Below are 17,876 nucleotides of genomic sequence, written 5' to 3' on the forward strand. Positions count from 1 at the left end.
TGTAACCGCATTTTTTCGGCACAAAAGTAATGGATAATCGTACGTGGCGGCGGTCAATTTGAAAATAACGTGGTACAAACCACAATCCCTTCATATGCGTTGACGGAAAACATTTGGAGTGATCCCGGCATGCCGTTTGAAATATTTGATAAAATGCGAATTATCCCCAAAGTCGAGCCGACCTGCAATTTCCCCAAGACTCATATCCGTATAGCGCAACAGGCGCTTGGCCTCACCAAGTATATGCCCGGCCAATACAGCAGTGGCAGACTGACCTACTGTCCTGCGGCACACGGCATTCAAATTTTGTGGCGTTGTATTCAATTGTTCAGCATAATAAGCAACACGATTCCGCAACGTCCCGGTTTCACTGAGCAACGCCTCAAAACGTTGGAAGGTATCTGTAGATCCGATGTGCTTCGACCGTTCCGTCGGAACCTCCTGAAGGATCTTCGCCAGTAGCGTTTTCAACAGGCCTTCCATTGCCTCGCTTTGGAAAGGCCTTGCTTCTTCCTGCTTCCACTCCAACAGTAGGAGCGCAAAAATCGACGATAAGTTATGGGAAAAATGGAGCGGTATGTACGGGTGTGCATTTACACCTGAGACCAGGTATTTAAGCGCACTATCCAGACTATTGTCAATATACGGCTTTTTTATAATCAGCACATAGCCTTCGGGCTCGCCTTCCAATTCCCAGTGATGTACCTGCTCCTTCCGAACAATGAACAATACGGGAGGTACTACTTGGTAGGCAACTTCATCAATGAAATGAACACCGCCGCCCTTTGTAAGGAATATAAATTCCATATAACTATTATGCTTGTGAGGAGCTGTGCGACGGATGTCTTTGCGGAATTCTGCAACTTTAATGTATTGATGTTTCTCAATTTTATTCTTTATCTCGAGCATGGATAGAAAAATCTGATAACAAAGATCAGATTTTCGAGCTAATAAAAAAACGTCTCCAGAATTCCGGAGACGTCCTATCGTCAGGGCAATACAAATTGCTTCTTCATCATCTCTAGAATTTATTAAGCAAAAGCTCTTTTTTCCGGTGACCGGGGGCATGGTCACGTGCGGATTTCTTTCCGGTAATTTTCTTGGCCTGTCCCGGAGGGACTTTACCGCTTCTTCCGGCGGTGTGCACCGCGCAGGATCCCAGCCAAAACACCGTCAGGCTGAGCATCAATATTTTCAATAATCTTTTCATTGTAAACCTCACACACTCCGGTCAAAAAACCTGCCTAAATCTATAATATATTGAAAAACAAAAATTTATTCGAAATACAATTGAATATACTGCTGTATGTTTTTAAATACAATGTACGTTACCAACCCAACCGGCAAAGCCATCAAGAAGGGCTAGCCTTAAACCTCAACCCTTCTTTGCCAAGCGCATCCTTTAGAATGGGTATGGACGTTTTTCCCATGCCATGCAACGCCAGGATTTCCCTTTCACTGTACGCAGATAGCTGCGTTAAGTCGGTTACGCCGATGCTCATCAACGCACGTCGTGCGGGTGCACTCAATAAGGAAAGGAATCCTCCCGATGGCTTACGTTCCGCTTCGCAAGTCGGACAGGTGGGGCAGTCGCTACTTTTATAATAGGAGTGTCCATTCGGACAGACTTTCATTTTCTTCATAAGGTTCAGCTACGCTCACAAATTTCCTTCAGTTTTTCCAATGCTTTGGGATACGTATTCCGGAAATATTCGACCATCTGATCGTTCACATCCAGATCAACAGTCACCGTAGTTGAGCCGTTTTGCTCTTCAAACGTATAATTTTCAAATCCCTGCCAATCCTCGGCGATGGGCCCTTCGGTAATTTCATGCTCACCATCCAAAATGCCCATATATTCGATGGAAACAAATTGATTGGGAGCATTTTCCCGGATGTAACCGACCATCCCCTCCCGTTTACCCTCTTTATTGGTACCCACAAATAACACTTTTGAGCCTTTTTCCCAATTTCCTTCCATATTACCTCCTTCATAGTCCGAGCTGGGATTAAATACCGATGTCCACTGTTTGAATGTTTCCTTACCAATCATCTTGTCGTACACCGTAGCCACCGGAGCATCGATCGATGTAGTGAATTGCATCCGTTCCATGTCAATTTGCTTTTAAGATTTCCAATAAAACTAACAACACAAAGATACTACCATTCGCTAATTTATGTATTGGTACGATGCGCCAATATGAAGGGGTATTTACGACAAAAAGAACAAATCCAAATCATCTACCAAACAACAGGGCCATCAATTCGTCTTTCCGCTCCGGCGACACTTCGATTTCCATCCCATCAGCCCTTTCCTGCGTTCCACCATTACCTTTCCGACACTGTATTAAAGGTGGTAGCCAAGTATCCATTCCGGAAAAACAGGCTATCATGGCCCCACAATGGATGCTGCATCCATCGAGCGTCGATGCCAACACCGAAATCGCCACCGCCAAAATAATGATCGGCAAACATACCGCCTACGTATCCCATATTCGCTTGTGCCGTATCGCCATGATAGGTCCCTAACGTAGGATTTAACCCACCAAACACACCGATTTGCCACAGTGCGCGTTCCTGACATTTTGCCGCATGATTCCACATCAACCAAACAAACAGTATCGCTAATGAAACAATGAATCAATAATTTAATTTTGATTTAAAAGACAGTTTTTTAAATTAGCATTTCAAAGAATGTTTAATTTTCAATTCTTCTTAATCAGTAAACCAATTATCAGTATCATGGGAAAATTTGTGATTTCAACGCGTAAGAATGGGGAAGTTCAATTCAACCTGAAAGCCGGCAATGGCGAGGTCATCCTGGCAAGCGAGGGATATTCTGCCAAGACATCGGCCCTCAATGGCATCGAATCGGTGCGTAAAAACGCATCTGATGACAACCGCTATGAGCGGAAGGAATCCAAAAATGGAAAGTTTATGTTTAACCTGAAGGCCAGCAACGGCCAAGTAATCGGCACCAGCGAGCTGTACGAATCGGCCTCGGGACGTGACAAGGGTATCGAGTCGGTAAAACGCAATGCGCCTGACGCTACCATTGACGACCAAACTGCATAATATACAAGCGGATTGGTAAGGGAACCTTTCTTCCAATCCGCTTTTTTTTGCTAACTTGCACCCGTTAGATTTTTCAGCTATGAACGAGGCAGCAACAACAGCAATCCGGGTGGAGCAAACGCAGCAGTCGAGGCTCCCGCAAGTCGATTTCAACAACCTAAAGTTTGGTCAAATTTTATCCGACCACATGCTGGTGGCCGAATACGCAAACGGACACTGGGAGGATGTGAGCATCGTGCCCTACGGAAACCTGTCACTGAGCCCTGCCACGTCTGCGTTGCATTACGGACAGGCGATTTTCGAAGGGCTGAAAGCCTATAAATTTGCCGATGGCACTGTCAGCATGTTCCGACCGGATAAAAACAATGAACGGTTTAATAAATCGGCCCTTCGGCTCGAAATGCCGGAAGTACCCGAAGAAATATTTATCGGCGGACTAAAAGCTTTGATTGATCTCGATCGCGATTGGGTGCCGAGCACAACTGGTGCTTCGCTCTATATACGTCCGTTTATGTTTGGCACGGAGGCAGCATTGGGCGTACATCCTTCCGATTCGTACAAGTTTATCATCATTACCGGTCCGGTAGGTGCTTATTACAACAAGCCGCTACGACTAAAAGTGGAAACGCACTTTACCCGTGCTGCTGAAGGAGGAGTCGGTTTCTCTAAGAATGCGGGCAACTATGCCCTCTCGCTCCATCCCACACGGCTTGCACAGGAAGAGGGATTTGACCAACTGATGTGGACAGATGCCAAAGAACATAAGTATGTGGAAGAAGCGGGAACCGCCAACCTGGTATTCCGTGTAGGCGACACGATTATTACGCCATCAGCAGACACCATACTTCACGGGATCACGCGCCGTACGATTGTCGAAATCGCCCGGCATTGGGGGTATCAGGTTGAAGAACGTAAAGTATCCGTCAAAGAGTTGATTGATGGCATTGAAAACGGCAGTGTCACCGAAGCGTTCGCTGCGGGCACCGCCGCTACATTGACGCCAATTACGGAACTGGGATATGAAGGCAAACGGTACACCTTGTCAGATCCTGCCACGCGTGAGTTTTCCAATAAAGTACTTCAATACCTCAACGACCTACGTTACGGACGTATCGACGACGAGTTTGGGTGGAATTACCTAGTAGATTGATTTAATTCCCGGTAATATAGGTTATCATTCCCGCCAGATCAGTAGGTTCAAACCACATGGTCTCCGGGTCTTTTCGGAACCAGGTAAGTTGCCGTTTCGCATATTTACGGGTGTTTTGTTTAATGCGGTCAACGGCCTCATTCAGTGTATATTTTCCATCCAGGTAATCAAACAATTCCGCATACCCCACGGTCCGCAGTGGAGGCAGATTCCGGTACGGCAATAAGGCCATTACTTCGTCCAACAAGCCGGCTTCCATCATTGCATCCACCCGTGTATTGATGCGTCGGTAAAGGGATTGGCGCTCGGTATTCAATCCGACTTTACGTATTTGAAAAGGACGTTTTTTCTGTTGCTGTTTCCGGAAATATGAAAAAGGACGGCCGGTGCTTTCAAATACTTCAAGTGCCCGGATTACCCGTTGCGGGTTATGAATATCCACTTCCTGATAATAAACGGGATCTACGTCTTTCAACAGCTGCTGGAGGTGAGGCAATCCCTCAAGCTTATGCAGGCGATTGAGTCGGTCGCGCACACCGGGCGACGGTGTAGGTAAGTCGTCCAATCCGCGGCATACCGCATCAACGAACAATCCCGATCCACCGACCAATAAGACCCTATCTTGTTGCGCAAACAGTTCGTCCAACAACTGCAGGGCATCACGCTCGAAATCCCCAACGGAATATTCATCGGTCAGTTGGTGGGAATTGACAAAATAATGAGACACCGTGGCTAGTTCCTCCGGAGTCGGTTTCGCTGTGCCGATATTCATCTCCCGATAAAACTGGCGGGAATCGGCCGATAAGATAACCGTATGAAAATGTTGCGCCAATTGAATGCCTACTGCTGTTTTACCGACGGCAGTAGGCCCAACTACACATACTAGCGTCTTTGTTACTGCGGACTTCATTAATATTCATCCTCGTAACCCCCGTTTTCTGTTTCCTTACCACCTTCTTCAGATTGCTCCTCCTCGTCCAGCATATCGAAATCCTCCTCCTCATTGATGCCGTATTCTGTTTCCTGAAGGAAATCATAATCATCCCCACCTTTCTTCGTAACCGAATCAGAAGGGACTACTGCCGTTCCTGGAAGCTTCGGTGCTTGCCCTACATTTTTGAACAAGGAGGGATACTCCTTTCCTACCTCCTCTTTCAGTATCTTGATCAACTGCACATGGAAATCAAACGGATGGCTTACGTTGTATACATAGTAAAATTTCTGATGGGGATCGTCGATGAATTTACTCAGCTTTGAATTTTCCATCAGCGCAACCCCTCGTTCCTTTTTACGCTCGTCGGGCAAATAAGCTATTTCATCTCCCTTTTTCCAATGGTCATTGCTCACATAAAAAGATGACGATACTTCCGGATTATACCCCGTGGTGGCATGCAATGCTTTATGCAGATCCAAAAAGGTCTGCTTGGGCAGCAAATCAATCTCACGGATGATATCATCATAATCTTCGAATGAAATCCTAAAACGATAGATAGCCATAACGCTCTCCTGTGATTTTTTATTTTTAATAATTTTATTACGAATATCTGAAATTAAGCACGAAGTACGAAATCAGGTATGAGGCACGAAATACGAATAAAACACGAAGTATTTCTAATTTCGTTTCAAACCAAGTTCCTCGCCTTTTTTAAGCATAAACCGGTATGCTTCTTCTCTGTTATTGGCAATGTCACCTTCTAATATCGCTTCGCGGATCGCATTTTTGATAACTCCTACTTCCCTGCCCGGATTCAGCGTAAATGCAGTCATGATATCGGCTCCCGTTACCGGAGGCTGCCAGTTCCGAACCTTGTCACGTTCCTCTACATCCCGGAGTTTCTGCTTGACCAGTTCAAAATTCTGTCTGTATTTTTTCTTTTTATATTCATTTTTGGTCGTTACATCGGCATGGCAAAGCATCATGAGGCTGTCAATGTCATCACCCGCCTCAAACAGCAACCGCCTGACAGCGGAATCGGTTACAATATCCTGCGCCAATACGATAGGCCTCAAGTGTAGCAACACCAACTTCTGCACAAATTTCATTTTGTCATTAAGCGGCAACTTAAGGTCTGCAAATAACTTTGGCACCATCCGTGCACCTTTATCCTCGTGACCATGGAATGTCCATCCATGCCGTCTATCAAAGCGCTTCGTCGCCGGTTTCGCGATATCGTGCATAATAGCTGCCCACCTAAGCCACAGATCATCGCTCACCGTGGCCACATTATCCAACACCTCCAAGGTGTGGTAAAAATTATCCTTATGCCCTTTGCCATCGATGATTTCCACCCCATAAAGGTTGGCCATAGCCGGAAAAACAAGAGCCAGCAAGCCCGTATCAAACAAGTATTTGAAACCTATGGAAGGCTTCTCCGCCAAAATAATTTTGTTGAGTTCATCGATAATGCGCTCTTTGGATATAATGTTAATCCGTTCCTTATGTTCCGTGATCGCGTTGATGGCGTGGATTTCAATTTTAAAGTGCAGTTGTGTCGCAAACCGGATCGCACGCATCATTCGCAATGGATCATCCGAAAAGGTGACCGCGGGATCCAACGGTGTCCGGATAAGCCGGTGTTGAATATCTTCCATCCCACCAAATGGATCGATCAGCCGTCCGAAATCACTTTTATTAAGTGATAAGGCCATTGCATTGATGGTAAAATCACGCCGGTTCTGGTCGTCTTCCAAACTTCCATTCTCGACAATGGGCTTGCGAGATTCCGAGCGATACGACTCTTTACGGGCACCCACAAATTCCAATTGTAACGGGCCGTGATTAAGCATAGCTGTACCAAAATTCTTGTAAACAGCAACCTTCACCCCTAAACGACTCCCTACCCGAGTTGCAAAATCAATACCGCTTCCTACCACCACAATGTCTATGTCGTTTTTAGCATCGCGCCCCATGATCTGATCCCGCACGTATCCACCCACGACATAGCATTCGATGTGAGACTCGTCGGCAATATCACTCAATAAAGAAAAGATCGGCTTTTGTAAAAATTCCTTCATAAATGTCTCCGGTATCACCTTTGTCGATTAATCCCGGTCACGTGTCAGCCGTTTGGTGACCAACGGATTGGATACCAGTTCAGCTTGTTCTTTCCGCCGTTTGACAATGTGAAGCGCCGAAAATATCGCTTCCCGGAAAGACGTTTCCGAGGCTAGATTTTTCCCGGCGATATCGTATCCGGTGCCGTGATCCGGCGACGTACGTACCACTGGCAGACCGGCTGTAAAATTAACCCCACTGCGCGAAGCAATGTGTTTGAAAGGAATAAGCCCTTGATCGTGATACATGGCCAATACCGCATCGAATTTCGTATACGCATCTGAAGCGAAGAAACCATCCGCTGGATACGGTCCGAAACAAAAAACTCCCGCTGATTTTGCCTGTTCGATTGCCGGACCGATGATCTGCTCATCTTCGGAACCGATTAACCCATGATCTCCAGCATGTGGATTCAACCCCAATACAGCGATTTTAGGCTTCTGTATCCAAAAATCTTGTTTCAAGCTGGCATTCATCAGCATTAATTTCGAAACAATGGCTTCCGTATTGATATTCGGCGCAATATCTTTCACCGGAATATGCCCTGTGACAACACCGATCCGAAGCTCGTCGCTAACCATGAACATCAGCACATCTTCGCTATTTGTGCGGGATTGCAGGTATTCGGTATGCCCCGGAAACTCAAATTCATCCCGCTGTATGTTGTGTTTGTTGATTGGGGCTGTTACCAGCGCATCGATCTTACCTTCTACTAAATCGTCCACAGCTTGCTTTAAGGAAAGGAAAGCATATTTTCCTCCGATTTCATTCTCCTCCCCCAACGTGATTTTTACATCTTCCTGCCAACAATTGATCATATTGGGACGTTTGCTGTGGGCCTGTTCTGGAGAATTGACCACATGAAAACTGAAATCATTAATGCTTAACGCTTTGCGATGAAAGGAAGCCACCTTGGTATTTCCATACACAACAGGTGTAAAATATTCCAGTATCCGACTATCCATCAACGTCTTGATAATAACCTCCAACCCGATACCGTTTACATCGCCTATGGAAATTCCTATCTTCAATTTATCGCTCATATCCGTTCTGTAGTTTGGCTACCAAAAGTATGAATTTTAGCGGATGCACTCAAAACAATTTACGCGTTAGCCAAACAACCGCACTCAATGCAGCACTGAGAAGTAGCATACTGGTGAGTGGCATGTAGAAATTGAAACCCGGTTTTTCCACACGGATATCCCCCGGGAGGCTCCCAAACCATTTTAATTTATCCCCAAGGAAATAAATAACGAGTCCGGCACCGAGGAGCAGTCCGCCTCCAAAAATTAATACCTTTGCAATCTCTTTCATCGTGAGCTGCAAAGTTACAAAAACACAGCCATACGCGGTCCTTGCGAGTGCCTGACTTCGCGTACAACCTGTCCATTATCGTAAAATAATTATCTTTGCCACAAATCCATTCATCGATGAGCAGCGTTCGCGCAAAAAAACACCTGGGCCAGCATTTCCTAACGGATAAAAATGCTGCCGCTAAAATTGTAGATGCGCTCCGCCCCCAGTTGGGCTATGACACTGTATTGGAAGTTGGTCCCGGCATGGGCGTCCTGTCGGATTTTCTGCTGACACAGGATCGGTATCAAACGTGGCTCATCGATGTAGACGGCGAGTCCATTCAATTCCTGCGGCAACAGTATCCGCAGTTGGGCAACCGGCTTATCCACGGCGATTTTCTCCACCTCGATTTCGCAGCTCATTTTGAAGGGAAGCTGGCCATCATCGGTAATTTTCCTTATAATATTTCTTCGCAGATCCTGTTCAAGGTGCTGGAGGAACGCCATCGCGTGGTCGAGGTAGTGGGCATGTTTCAGAAAGAAGTTGCTGAGCGCTGCGTTGCCCCACCGGGCGGCAAGGACTATGGCATCCTCAGCGTATTCCTACAAGCCTACTTTGACGTGGAATATCTTTTCACCGTTAAGGCCGGAGCGTTTAACCCGCCACCCAAGGTGCTTTCCGGCGTCATCCGGCTTACGCGCAATACCGCCGAAGTGCTGGATTGCGATGAGGCCCTTTTCCGACGTGTGGTCAAAGCAGCCTTTAACCAGCGGCGCAAGACCTTGCGAAACGCGCTAGCTTCTGTTACTCCGAAAGACAAGATGAGTGATAATCCGCTGTATGACCTACGGGCTGAGCGGCTTTCGGTCACCGATTTTATTACATTGACAAACGAAATTTCTCAACGCATATGACAACACTCCCTACCAAGGTGCTGATCGTGGATGACATTCATCCCGTTTTTATGGAAAAGCTTCAAGGTGAAAACATTGCATTTGATTACCATCCCACGATTGGCAAGAAAGAGACGCTGGATATTATCTCCGAATATACAGGATTAGTTATCCGATCCAAGTTCAAGGTCGACGCAGCGTTCATTGACGCCGCTCCACAATTAACCTTCATTGCACGTGGTGGCGCGGGTATGGACAACATAGACGAACATTACGCGCTGGAAAAAGGGATTGCCCTGCTCAATGCCCCCGAGGGCAACCGTGATGCCGTAGGCGAACACATGTTGGGCATGTTATTGGGATTAATGAACAACCTCAATCGCGGCAATATTGAAGTAAAAGGTGGATTGTGGCGACGCGAAGAAAACCGCGGGCTGGAGCTAGGCGGCCGTACCGTCGCTCTGATTGGCTACGGAAACAACGGACAAGCCATGGCACGCAAACTATCCGGATTCGGTGTTACAGTTATTGCATACGACAAGTATAAAACGGGATTCAGCGATGCTTATGCAACCGAAGTGAGCATGGAAGAAGTGGTCAAGCGGGCCGATGTACTCAGTCTTCACATTCCCCTTACTCACGAGACACGGAACATGGTAGATGACGAATACCTGCTCCATTTCCGTAAGCCTATTTTCTTCATCAACGGCGCACGTGGAGAAATCGTGAACATTCCTGCGGTATTGGATGCGCTAGACGCCGGCCGCGTATTAGGTGCCGCCTTTGATGTATTGCCTGTGGAGAAATTTCCCGCGCTGGCCAATGCCCCGTGGTTCACCCGGTTAATCAAACACGACAAGATAGCGCTGAGCCCACATGTTGCGGGCTGGAGTGTCGAAAGCTACTTCAAAATAGCCGATGTATTGGTGGGTAAAGTGATCAAGTACCTCATCCGTCACTAGTTAATATTCGTCCTTATATGGCGAATATCCGGATGCCCCCGCATATGCAATGTCAGCCATCCCCCATAAGGTACATAAAGGGTACGGAAGCCGTGCGGATCGGGAGCGGATGGGGTGCTTATCCATAGGCTTTCGAAGGCTTCACGCAGGACCAGTTGCCGACTTACCTGCGAATAATAGCTACCTACCGATCCCCATTTAGGCTACCGAATCTGTAAAGCGACAAAAACATACAAAAAGCGACATTTCGCGACAATAGCGTCATTTTGTACCCTTTCGCGACAAGCGACTCAACACACCTGCCTAACTTTGTACCAACAAATAGCAAAATCATGGCAGAACAAGAAAGTATCATCAAACTAAAAGGACGGGTCGGAGACCTGACTTTCTACAAAAATGACAGGGGTTATCAAGCACGTGTATCCACCGGCATAGACCCGGCCCGAATTGCCAAAGATCCCTCTTTCCAGCGAAGCCGCGAAAATGCCGCCGAATTTGGCCGTGCCGTGCAGGCCGCCAAATACTTGCGCAATTCGCTACGCCCGTTATGCCTTCACTGCCCAGACAGCACACTAACGAACCGGTTGCACAGTCGGATGTTACGCGTGGTGAAAGCAGACGGTGATCATCTACGCGGCGAAAGGAACATCCTTCCACAACACACCCGCATGCTTCGTAATTTTGATTTCAATGCGGCAGCTCCGTTACATGAAACGGTACTAGTTGATTACACGATACAAGCAGACCTCGCCACAAACCTTTTGCAGGTTACTATTCCGCCGTTTTATCCCAAGGTAGGCGTCGTGGCACCGAAAAAAGCGACGCATTTCCAATGGGTGGCGGCCGGGCTTCCCATAGATTTTAGCCAAATCGACGAAGGCTATCCTGCATTAGCTTATGCAACCGGAGATATATTGCCGCTTCATCGTGCAGCCGAACTGCTAACATTTGCGCTGTCCATTCCGGAATCCACATCGAGCACTTCATTGATTGTGTTGCTGGGAGCTCTTTTTTTCGAGCAATCATTGACGGGAGTATATCCTTTGTCCGAAAAATCAGGAAATCCATTGGGGATTGCGGAAGTATTACTTTTGTAAGTGTTTTATGTGAACCAGTTGCAATACCCTACCCATACTGCCAAAAACTGAAGGGCCATCATTCCATCCAATATAAAAAAATAATAGTATTCATTTTTTTTAACCGGTGGAAACAAAATCATAACCAAGCAAAACAGGGAAGTGATCGACAGTGCGAGACGAACTTGCAACGGATACCCGCTTATCCAGACCCAACCAGCATGTAAAACCAATAAGACAGCAGATAACGCCAACGCCTTGTGCTCACCGACCATGATAGGTATGGTTTTCAGTCCATAGTATCTATCCTGATAAATATCACGGATATCAAAAGGAATCGTGATAGCCAAGACAAATAAAAACACCCACCCCAACAATTGAGCGACTTGTCCTACGTCAATTGCAAATCCATCGTGGTAAGCCTCGGCTACTGGAAGCAGTACATTGCTCATAGCCCACATCAACCCGATGTAAAACAGTTTCAGTCCCGTGATCTGCCGCAATCCTGCCCAGCGTTGTTTTCCGGGGATCGGAAGAACGGGAAGGTTATAGGCAACCCCCATCGCTCCCATAATGCCAAGCAACAAAAACGAAGGCAGGTGAAGCCTCAACCCTAATACCAGTAATACTGCCACCGCAATACCTGTCCAGACCCAAAGCGAGCGCTCGTGCTTAAATACCCATCGAACACGTCGAAAACGTGATTTGTCTGGATGTGGCGGCTTGGCTAGTATCATGCTGAAATTGTAAAGTGCCAAGGTGGAGCACCCTAATATAATCAACACTTCGCTCTTAAAGGGCAATGACAGCAATAGATAGGTCAATCCCCCCTGAGCGACTGCACAAGCAGCAATAAACACATTACTAAACAATAAGGTGTCTACGGTTCGTTGTAAGTAATTCCGCAGCATTTGGCAGAAAATTCTCTTTTTTACAAAAAGTACGTAAATTAGCCAGCGTTTAAAACCAAAAGTAGGCCAATGTGTCCAACAAAATAACACATAAAAAAGTTAAACTAAACATGGATTTACAAATCAAGTCATTTGAGGAATACCAACGGGTTTACCAAGAGAGTGTAGAAAAACCTGAGGAATTTTGGGCGGGAATCGCAGAACATTTTTACTGGAGGCGCAAATGGAACCGTGTATTGGACTGGAATTTCAAGGAACCCAAGATCAAATGGTTTGAAGGTGCTCGGCTCAACATTACCGAAAACTGCCTCGATCGGCACATTTACCAATTGGGTGATAAGCCTGCCATCGTATGGGAGCCCAATGATCCCAACGAGGCCCATCGGGTGCTTACCTACAAGCAACTGCTTGAAAAGGTAGAGCAATTTTCCAACGTACTCAAAAACAACGGCGTTCGTAAGGGCGACCGCGTGTGCATTTACCTGCCTATGGTGCCCGAGTTGGTCATTGCGGTACTCGCCTGTGCCCGTATCGGTGCGATTCATTCCGTGGTCTTCGGCGGGTTTTCTGCACAATCGATCGCCGACCGCATCAACGACACGGGCTGCCGCTTGGTCATCACCTCGGATGGTGGTTTCCGGGGCACCAAAACCATTGAATTAAAAAACATCGTCGACGATGCATTGGTACAATGCAAATCCGTAGACCGCGTCATCGTACTTACCCGCACCCGCACACCGGTATCGATGATCAAAGGCCGCGATGTATGGTGGGAAGATGAAATTAAAAAAGTGGAGACCCAAGGCAACCCGGCCTGTCCCGCTGAAGAAATGGATGCCGAAGATATGCTGTTCATTCTCTATACTTCCGGATCTACCGGCAAGCCCAAGGGAGTGGTACATACCTGCGGCGGCTATATGGTTTATACGGGGTATACCTTTGCCAATGTGTTTCAATACCAACCGGACGAAGTTTATTTCTGTACTGCCGATATCGGATGGATCACCGGGCATTCGTATATCATCTATGGTCCCCTATCCCAGGGTGCAACTTCATTGATGTTTGAAGGCATACCTACCTGGCCCGATGCTGGGCGTTTCTGGGACATTGTGGATAAACACAAAGTAAATATACTCTATACAGCGCCGACTGCAATCCGCTCGCTAATGGCCGCAGGCGACGAATATGTTGACTCAAAAGACCTGAGCAGTATCCGCAAGCTCGGCAGTGTGGGCGAACCGATCAATGAAGAAGCTTGGAATTGGTACAACGAAAAAATCGGAAAAGGGAAAGCCCCCATCGTAGATACGTGGTGGCAAACCGAAAATGGCGGTATCCTGATTTCGCCCATTGCCGGTGTTACGCCTACCATCCCCAGCTACGCTATGCTTCCACTTCCCGGTGTACAGCCCGTACTGGTGGATGAAAATGGAAAGGAACTACAGGGCAATGATGTGAGTGGGAATCTCTGCATCAAATTTCCGTGGCCGGGAATGATCCGTACCACGTATGGCGATCACGAACGTTGCCGGCAGACATACTTTTCGGCCTATGAAAACATGTATTTCACTGGGGACGGTTGTTTGCGTAATGAAGATGGATATTACCGCATCACCGGGCGCGTAGACGACGTATTAAACGTATCCGGTCATCGCATCGGCACGGCAGAGCTGGAAAATGCCATTAACATGCACAGCGACGTAATTGAATCGGCGATTGTCGGCTATCCGCATCCGGTCAAAGGCCAGGGTATTTACGCATACGTGATCGCTTCCGGGCACCATGTTGATGAAGATTTAACCCGCCGGGACATCAATCAAACGGTCAGCCGCATCATCGGCGCTATTGCCAAACCCGATAAGATTCAGTTTGTCAGTGGGCTACCCAAAACCCGTTCGGGAAAAATCATGCGCCGTATCTTACGGAAAATTGCCGAAGGGGATACCTCCAACCTAGGCGATACGACAACGTTGCTTGACCCGGGCGTGGTAGATGAAATCAAAGCTGGGGCAGAGAAATTGAGGTCTTAATTATTTTGAACACGGATGACTCTACTCCATCCGTGTTCATTCTTTCTTATTCCCTAATCCTCCCTAATCCAACTCAAACGTAAACTGGTCATATTCGGCGGTACGCCATGCTAGTTGCCGTGTAGCTGGAGAGATCGCAAATAAAGGTGAAAACGTCCTCACCTTAATCGTCTTTCCGTCCGGCAAAAATTCCAGGTAACGCAACCAGCCATCTCCTCCGTTTCCGTGCCATCCACCCCCTAATGCCTGCGCATTGAACACCATTTGTTGTACGCGTTTGCCCGCGGCGTTGGTATCCGTCCGGAATCCGATGTGCCCCAAAATATCATCGGGTTTGCCGATATGCCCACTGAATACCAATTGAATATTTTTGGAGGGCTTCACCAATTTCTCCCAAACAGCAGCGCCGTAATTCCCATCGGTAATGGGGTATCCTTCCTTGACAATGTGTTCACTGTCGGAATTGAGGTAAGAATGCGTCAATAGAACAACCGTGTGCTCCGCATATTTTTCTTCATTGATAGTTTTCAATGCCCAACGGAGCACGGTATCCCTTGGGGCGAACTCGAGCACCATGAACAGAAATTTGCGACCATGGGGGCTCATAAACTCATAGGTTGCATTGGTCAACGAGGGATATCCTTCGTTGTCAATCCCTGCATCGCGTAATAAACGCTGCGATAAGGGATTTTTATCCACCGGAAAGTAGTGGTTATAATTCGTCCGACGGTATTCGATACTTTTTACGCCATAATCATGATTGCCTGTCGCGGCGATATAGGGAACCTTACCATCCAATCGGCTAAATGCACCCGCCACCGCTTCCCATTGCTCTTTACCGGCTTGATTCCCCTGCGTTCCATTCGGATTCAGCCAGTCGTTATGCTCCACCAAATCACCTGTGCATAATACCATACCGATATTCAATGGCTCGATCTGCTCACTGATCCAGCCGGTCATCAATTCCAGGATTCCTTGGTTGCGTTCAAACTTGACGTAGCTTTGTGGATCGGGTAGCAGCACCAACGACCAGGAATCGGGGTTGCTTAATGCCGGCGGCTGAAAAGAAGGCGCCTGAGCCCTGCCGGCGATGCTCGAAAAGGCGATGAAAACAACGGCAATGAGCCGGATGAAATAAAGATTACGCATGATTATAAAAGATAATTGGTTTCCAAAATATCAATGTATCAGTTAATTTTTAATGCCGCTATCAAGTTACCAAGCTGTAACGCCGTACGCGTAAGGTTCACATCCGTAAGTGGCAAGGCTTCAGCCAGTGTGGTCGGCGCGTTCCCAATCGGTAACAGCAAATCAAAATAATCATTCAATTCTTCTGCTATCTGAGCAGGCACCCTGCCGGCCAGTCCGATCACCGGCACGCCTAGTTGCTTTGCTCGTTTCGCTACGCCGTAAGGCCCCTTTCCCTGCAGAGTTTGGCCGTCTATACTTCCCTCACCCGTGATAACGAGCTGGCTTTTTGATAGCGAATCGTCAAATCGTGTCAGTTGCAAAAAATAATCAATGCCATTCACCAACCGAGCATCCAGCAGCCCGGCCACGCCTGCACTGGCACCGCCCGCTACGCCACCCGACGGAACAGCAGCAATATCGCGCCCCATTGCAGATCGTACGACTGCCGCCAAGCGCCGCAATCGTTCTTCCAACTGCGCTACCATCTCGGCCGTAGCACCCTTTTGTGGCCCGAATACGGCGGCAGCTCCATTTTCTCCCAGCAAGGGGTTGTCTACATCACACAATACAGTGATTTCGCAATCGGCTAATCGACTGTCTAATGCGGTGCCATCCAGCGCATGCAACTGCGAAAGCCCGAAAGGAAGATCTTTGATCACGTTACCCGCCTCATCCAAAAACCGGACACCGAGTGCTGCCAATATACCGCTTCCTCCGTCTACGGTCGCTGACCCGCCCATGCCGATAATGATTTTGCGAGCGCCGTGGTCCAGCGCGGCCGTAATCAATTGCCCGGTTCCATACGAGTTGGCATGTAGGGGGTCGAGTTCTTTTTCCTGTATCAGGTGCAATCCCGACGCATCAGCCATTTCAATCACAGCCGTGTGCCCACTATCTATCAATCCAAAGGAAGCTGTCACAGGTCTGCCCAAAGGGTCATCAACCACTACGTCTACCGTACGACCATTCAACCGATCCATAATCAGTCTGCAGGTACCGTTGCCGCCATCCCCGATGGGAAAACATTCGCAGCTGCACGTCAGTTTGCTGGCTTCGATACCTGCTTGGATAGCTAAAGCCGCTTCCTGCGCATTTAAGGCATGTTTGAACGCATTGGGCGCGATGAGGACATGCATGATTTAGGTATTGACAACATGGATTGGTTGACCTTGGAGGTATCCCACCAAGTTCGACACCACCATTCCCATCATACGGCTTCGCGCCTCGCGGGTAGCCCAGGCAATATGGGGCGTAATGAGGCAATTTTCGATACCAAACAACGGATGATCCGAAGGAGGTGGCTCAGTCGAGAGCACATCCAGTCCGGCGCCGGCCAGTTGCCCCCGCTTCAGTGCGTCCGCAAGGTCTTTTTCTACGATAATCGGACCTCTTGATGTATTCAGCAGAAAGGCACTTTCTTTCATTTTAGCCAACGTTCCCGCATGAATTAATCCCTTAGTTTGCGGTGTAAGCGGACAATGGATGCTTACTACGTCCGACTGCTCCAACAACTCATCTAATTGGGCCCAACTGAAATTCCGTCGGTGAGATTGGTCGGTTTGGATACGGCTATATCCCAACACCTTCATACCGAAAGCCGATGCCACATCGGCCACCTGCTGTCCGATATCACCAAATCCTATGATACCCAATGTCTTTCCTGAAAGTTCCACCAAGGGGTACTCCCAAAAACAGAAATCGGGCGATTGGGACCACTTGCCTTTCGATACGCTATCGCTGTGGCGCTGTACGCGCTGACACAATTCCAATAAGAGTGCGAATGTTAGCTGTACCACAGAGTTTGTACCGTATCCCGGAACATTGGTTACCACGATGCCTCGTTGCCTGGCAACGGCTACATCGATGATGTTATACCCGGTGGCTAACACGCCTATATAGCGCAATTTGGGAAGCTTTTCCAACGTGTCGGCATTCAGTGGTACCTTGTTGGTAAATATCGCATCTGCGTCTTTAGCCCGTTCCGCAATCTCCGCCACAGAAGTACGGTCATAAACCGTCAGCTCCCCCTGTTGTTGTAGATCGTCCCAGCTTAAGTCACCCGGATTTAACGTATGGCCATCTAATACTACTAAATTCATTTCAGGTATTTTGTTTTGATAGCTCAATAATAAGAAGAACTTTTCAATTGCGATACATTGCTTCTGTTTTTTCCCGGAATTTCGCTTTGATACGTATAAGCAACCTTATGGCATGAGGAGAGCGAGCGTTACGGTTGC

20 protein-coding genes are annotated in these 17,876 nt (G+C 47.6%); 6 read left to right on the plus strand and 14 right to left on the minus strand.

Going from position 1 to position 17,876, the window contains the following annotated elements; all coding sequences use genetic code 11:
- Window positions 1-90 precede the first annotated feature (90 nt).
- From BMZ56_RS15755 to BMZ56_RS15775, 5 genes are all read right to left on the minus strand, one after another.
- The gene (locus tag BMZ56_RS15755; RefSeq protein ID WP_439895872.1) at window positions 91-1,068 is read right to left on the minus strand and encodes an AraC family transcriptional regulator; all 978 of its coding nucleotides are present in this window, start codon (window positions 1,066-1,068) and stop codon (window positions 91-93) included.
- The gene (locus tag BMZ56_RS15760) at window positions 1,022-1,210 is read right to left on the minus strand and encodes a hypothetical protein (RefSeq protein ID WP_090628317.1); all 189 of its coding nucleotides are present in this window, start codon (window positions 1,208-1,210) and stop codon (window positions 1,022-1,024) included. Before BMZ56_RS15760 ends, BMZ56_RS15755 begins: the two co-directional genes overlap by 47 nt.
- Window positions 1,211-1,352: 142 nt before the next feature.
- On the minus strand, window positions 1,353-1,643 hold the full coding sequence (locus BMZ56_RS15765) for an RNA polymerase alpha subunit C-terminal domain-containing protein (protein ID WP_090628318.1): 291 nt from the start codon (window positions 1,641-1,643) through the stop codon (window positions 1,353-1,355).
- A gap of 5 nt (window positions 1,644-1,648) precedes the next feature.
- The gene (locus tag BMZ56_RS15770) at window positions 1,649-2,113 is read right to left on the minus strand and encodes an SRPBCC family protein (RefSeq protein ID WP_090628320.1); all 465 of its coding nucleotides are present in this window, start codon (window positions 2,111-2,113) and stop codon (window positions 1,649-1,651) included.
- 215 nt (window positions 2,114-2,328) lie between these two features.
- Complete coding sequence (locus tag BMZ56_RS15775; protein ID WP_143072941.1) at window positions 2,329-2,607, minus strand: hypothetical protein; 279 nt, start codon at window positions 2,605-2,607, stop codon at window positions 2,329-2,331.
- Window positions 2,608-2,742: 135 nt separating this feature from the next.
- Between BMZ56_RS15775 and BMZ56_RS15780 the strand changes: the two genes are divergently transcribed.
- On the plus strand, window positions 2,743-3,075 hold the full coding sequence (locus tag BMZ56_RS15780; RefSeq protein WP_090628473.1) for a YegP family protein: 333 nt from the start codon (window positions 2,743-2,745) through the stop codon (window positions 3,073-3,075).
- 79 nt (window positions 3,076-3,154) lie between these two features.
- The gene (locus tag BMZ56_RS15785; RefSeq protein WP_090628323.1) at window positions 3,155-4,225 is read left to right on the plus strand and encodes a branched-chain amino acid aminotransferase; all 1,071 of its coding nucleotides are present in this window, start codon (window positions 3,155-3,157) and stop codon (window positions 4,223-4,225) included.
- 1 nt (window position 4,226) lies between these two features.
- On the opposite strand, the gene miaA is transcribed toward BMZ56_RS15785, so the two are convergent.
- From miaA to BMZ56_RS15810, 5 genes are all read right to left on the minus strand, one after another.
- Window positions 4,227-5,135 carry a tRNA (adenosine(37)-N6)-dimethylallyltransferase MiaA gene (gene miaA / locus BMZ56_RS15790; RefSeq protein ID WP_090628325.1) on the minus strand — a complete coding sequence of 303 codons (909 nt, stop codon included), beginning with the start codon at window positions 5,133-5,135 and terminating at the stop codon, window positions 4,227-4,229.
- A complete protein-coding gene (locus tag BMZ56_RS15795) occupies window positions 5,135-5,722 on the minus strand; it encodes an IS1096 element passenger TnpR family protein (protein ID WP_090628326.1) in 588 nt (195 codons plus the stop codon). The genes miaA and BMZ56_RS15795 overlap by 1 nt, the downstream gene beginning before the upstream one ends.
- A 114-nt stretch (window positions 5,723-5,836) precedes the next feature.
- Window positions 5,837-7,240: a CCA tRNA nucleotidyltransferase gene (locus tag BMZ56_RS15800; RefSeq protein WP_090628327.1), complete on the minus strand. Its 1,404-nt coding sequence runs from the start codon at window positions 7,238-7,240 to the stop codon at window positions 5,837-5,839.
- Between the two features lie 27 nt (window positions 7,241-7,267).
- Window positions 7,268-8,323: a 4-hydroxythreonine-4-phosphate dehydrogenase PdxA gene (gene pdxA / locus BMZ56_RS15805; RefSeq protein WP_090628329.1), complete on the minus strand. Its 1,056-nt coding sequence runs from the start codon at window positions 8,321-8,323 to the stop codon at window positions 7,268-7,270.
- A 49-nt stretch (window positions 8,324-8,372) separates the two neighbouring features.
- The gene (locus tag BMZ56_RS15810) at window positions 8,373-8,594 is read right to left on the minus strand and encodes a DUF2905 domain-containing protein (protein WP_090628330.1); all 222 of its coding nucleotides are present in this window, start codon (window positions 8,592-8,594) and stop codon (window positions 8,373-8,375) included.
- Window positions 8,595-8,710: 116 nt separating this feature from the next.
- Here BMZ56_RS15810 and rsmA point away from each other — a divergent pair, with 116 nt between their 5' ends.
- From rsmA to BMZ56_RS15825, 3 genes are all read left to right on the plus strand, one after another.
- Entirely contained in the window at window positions 8,711-9,490 is a 780-nt protein-coding gene (rsmA, locus tag BMZ56_RS15815; protein WP_090628332.1) for a 16S rRNA (adenine(1518)-N(6)/adenine(1519)-N(6))-dimethyltransferase RsmA, read from the plus strand.
- The gene (locus BMZ56_RS15820; protein WP_090628333.1) at window positions 9,487-10,431 is read left to right on the plus strand and encodes an NAD(P)-dependent oxidoreductase; all 945 of its coding nucleotides are present in this window, start codon (window positions 9,487-9,489) and stop codon (window positions 10,429-10,431) included. Before rsmA ends, BMZ56_RS15820 begins: the two co-directional genes overlap by 4 nt.
- Before the next feature lie 332 nt (window positions 10,432-10,763).
- Window positions 10,764-11,528 (plus strand): hypothetical protein, encoded by a 765-nt coding sequence (locus BMZ56_RS15825; RefSeq protein WP_090628334.1) that lies wholly within the window; start codon window positions 10,764-10,766, stop codon window positions 11,526-11,528.
- A gap of 5 nt (window positions 11,529-11,533) precedes the next feature.
- Here BMZ56_RS15825 and BMZ56_RS15830 read toward each other — a convergent pair whose 3' ends face one another.
- Window positions 11,534-12,418: a UbiA prenyltransferase family protein gene (locus BMZ56_RS15830; protein ID WP_090628336.1), complete on the minus strand. Its 885-nt coding sequence runs from the start codon at window positions 12,416-12,418 to the stop codon at window positions 11,534-11,536.
- 71 nt (window positions 12,419-12,489) lie between these two features.
- On the opposite strand from BMZ56_RS15830, the gene acs reads away from it, so the two are divergent.
- On the plus strand, window positions 12,490-14,448 hold the full coding sequence (gene acs / locus BMZ56_RS15835) for an acetate--CoA ligase (RefSeq protein WP_090628337.1): 1,959 nt from the start codon (window positions 12,490-12,492) through the stop codon (window positions 14,446-14,448).
- A 63-nt stretch (window positions 14,449-14,511) separates the two neighbouring features.
- On the opposite strand, the gene BMZ56_RS15840 is transcribed toward acs, so the two are convergent.
- From BMZ56_RS15840 to BMZ56_RS15850, 3 genes are read right to left on the minus strand one after another with little or no spacing between them, the layout of a single operon-like run.
- The gene (locus BMZ56_RS15840; RefSeq protein WP_090628339.1) at window positions 14,512-15,597 is read right to left on the minus strand and encodes a metallophosphoesterase; all 1,086 of its coding nucleotides are present in this window, start codon (window positions 15,595-15,597) and stop codon (window positions 14,512-14,514) included.
- Between the two features lie 38 nt (window positions 15,598-15,635).
- Window positions 15,636-16,775 (minus strand): glycerate kinase, encoded by a 1,140-nt coding sequence (locus BMZ56_RS15845; RefSeq protein ID WP_090628340.1) that lies wholly within the window; start codon window positions 16,773-16,775, stop codon window positions 15,636-15,638.
- Window positions 16,776-16,778: 3 nt separating this feature from the next.
- The gene (locus BMZ56_RS15850; protein ID WP_090628342.1) at window positions 16,779-17,738 is read right to left on the minus strand and encodes a D-2-hydroxyacid dehydrogenase; all 960 of its coding nucleotides are present in this window, start codon (window positions 17,736-17,738) and stop codon (window positions 16,779-16,781) included.
- Window positions 17,739-17,876: the final 138 nt, after the last annotated feature.

The organism is Parapedobacter indicus (genome assembly GCF_900113765.1).
In the GTDB taxonomy this organism is placed as follows: domain Bacteria; phylum Bacteroidota; class Bacteroidia; order Sphingobacteriales; family Sphingobacteriaceae; genus Parapedobacter; species Parapedobacter indicus.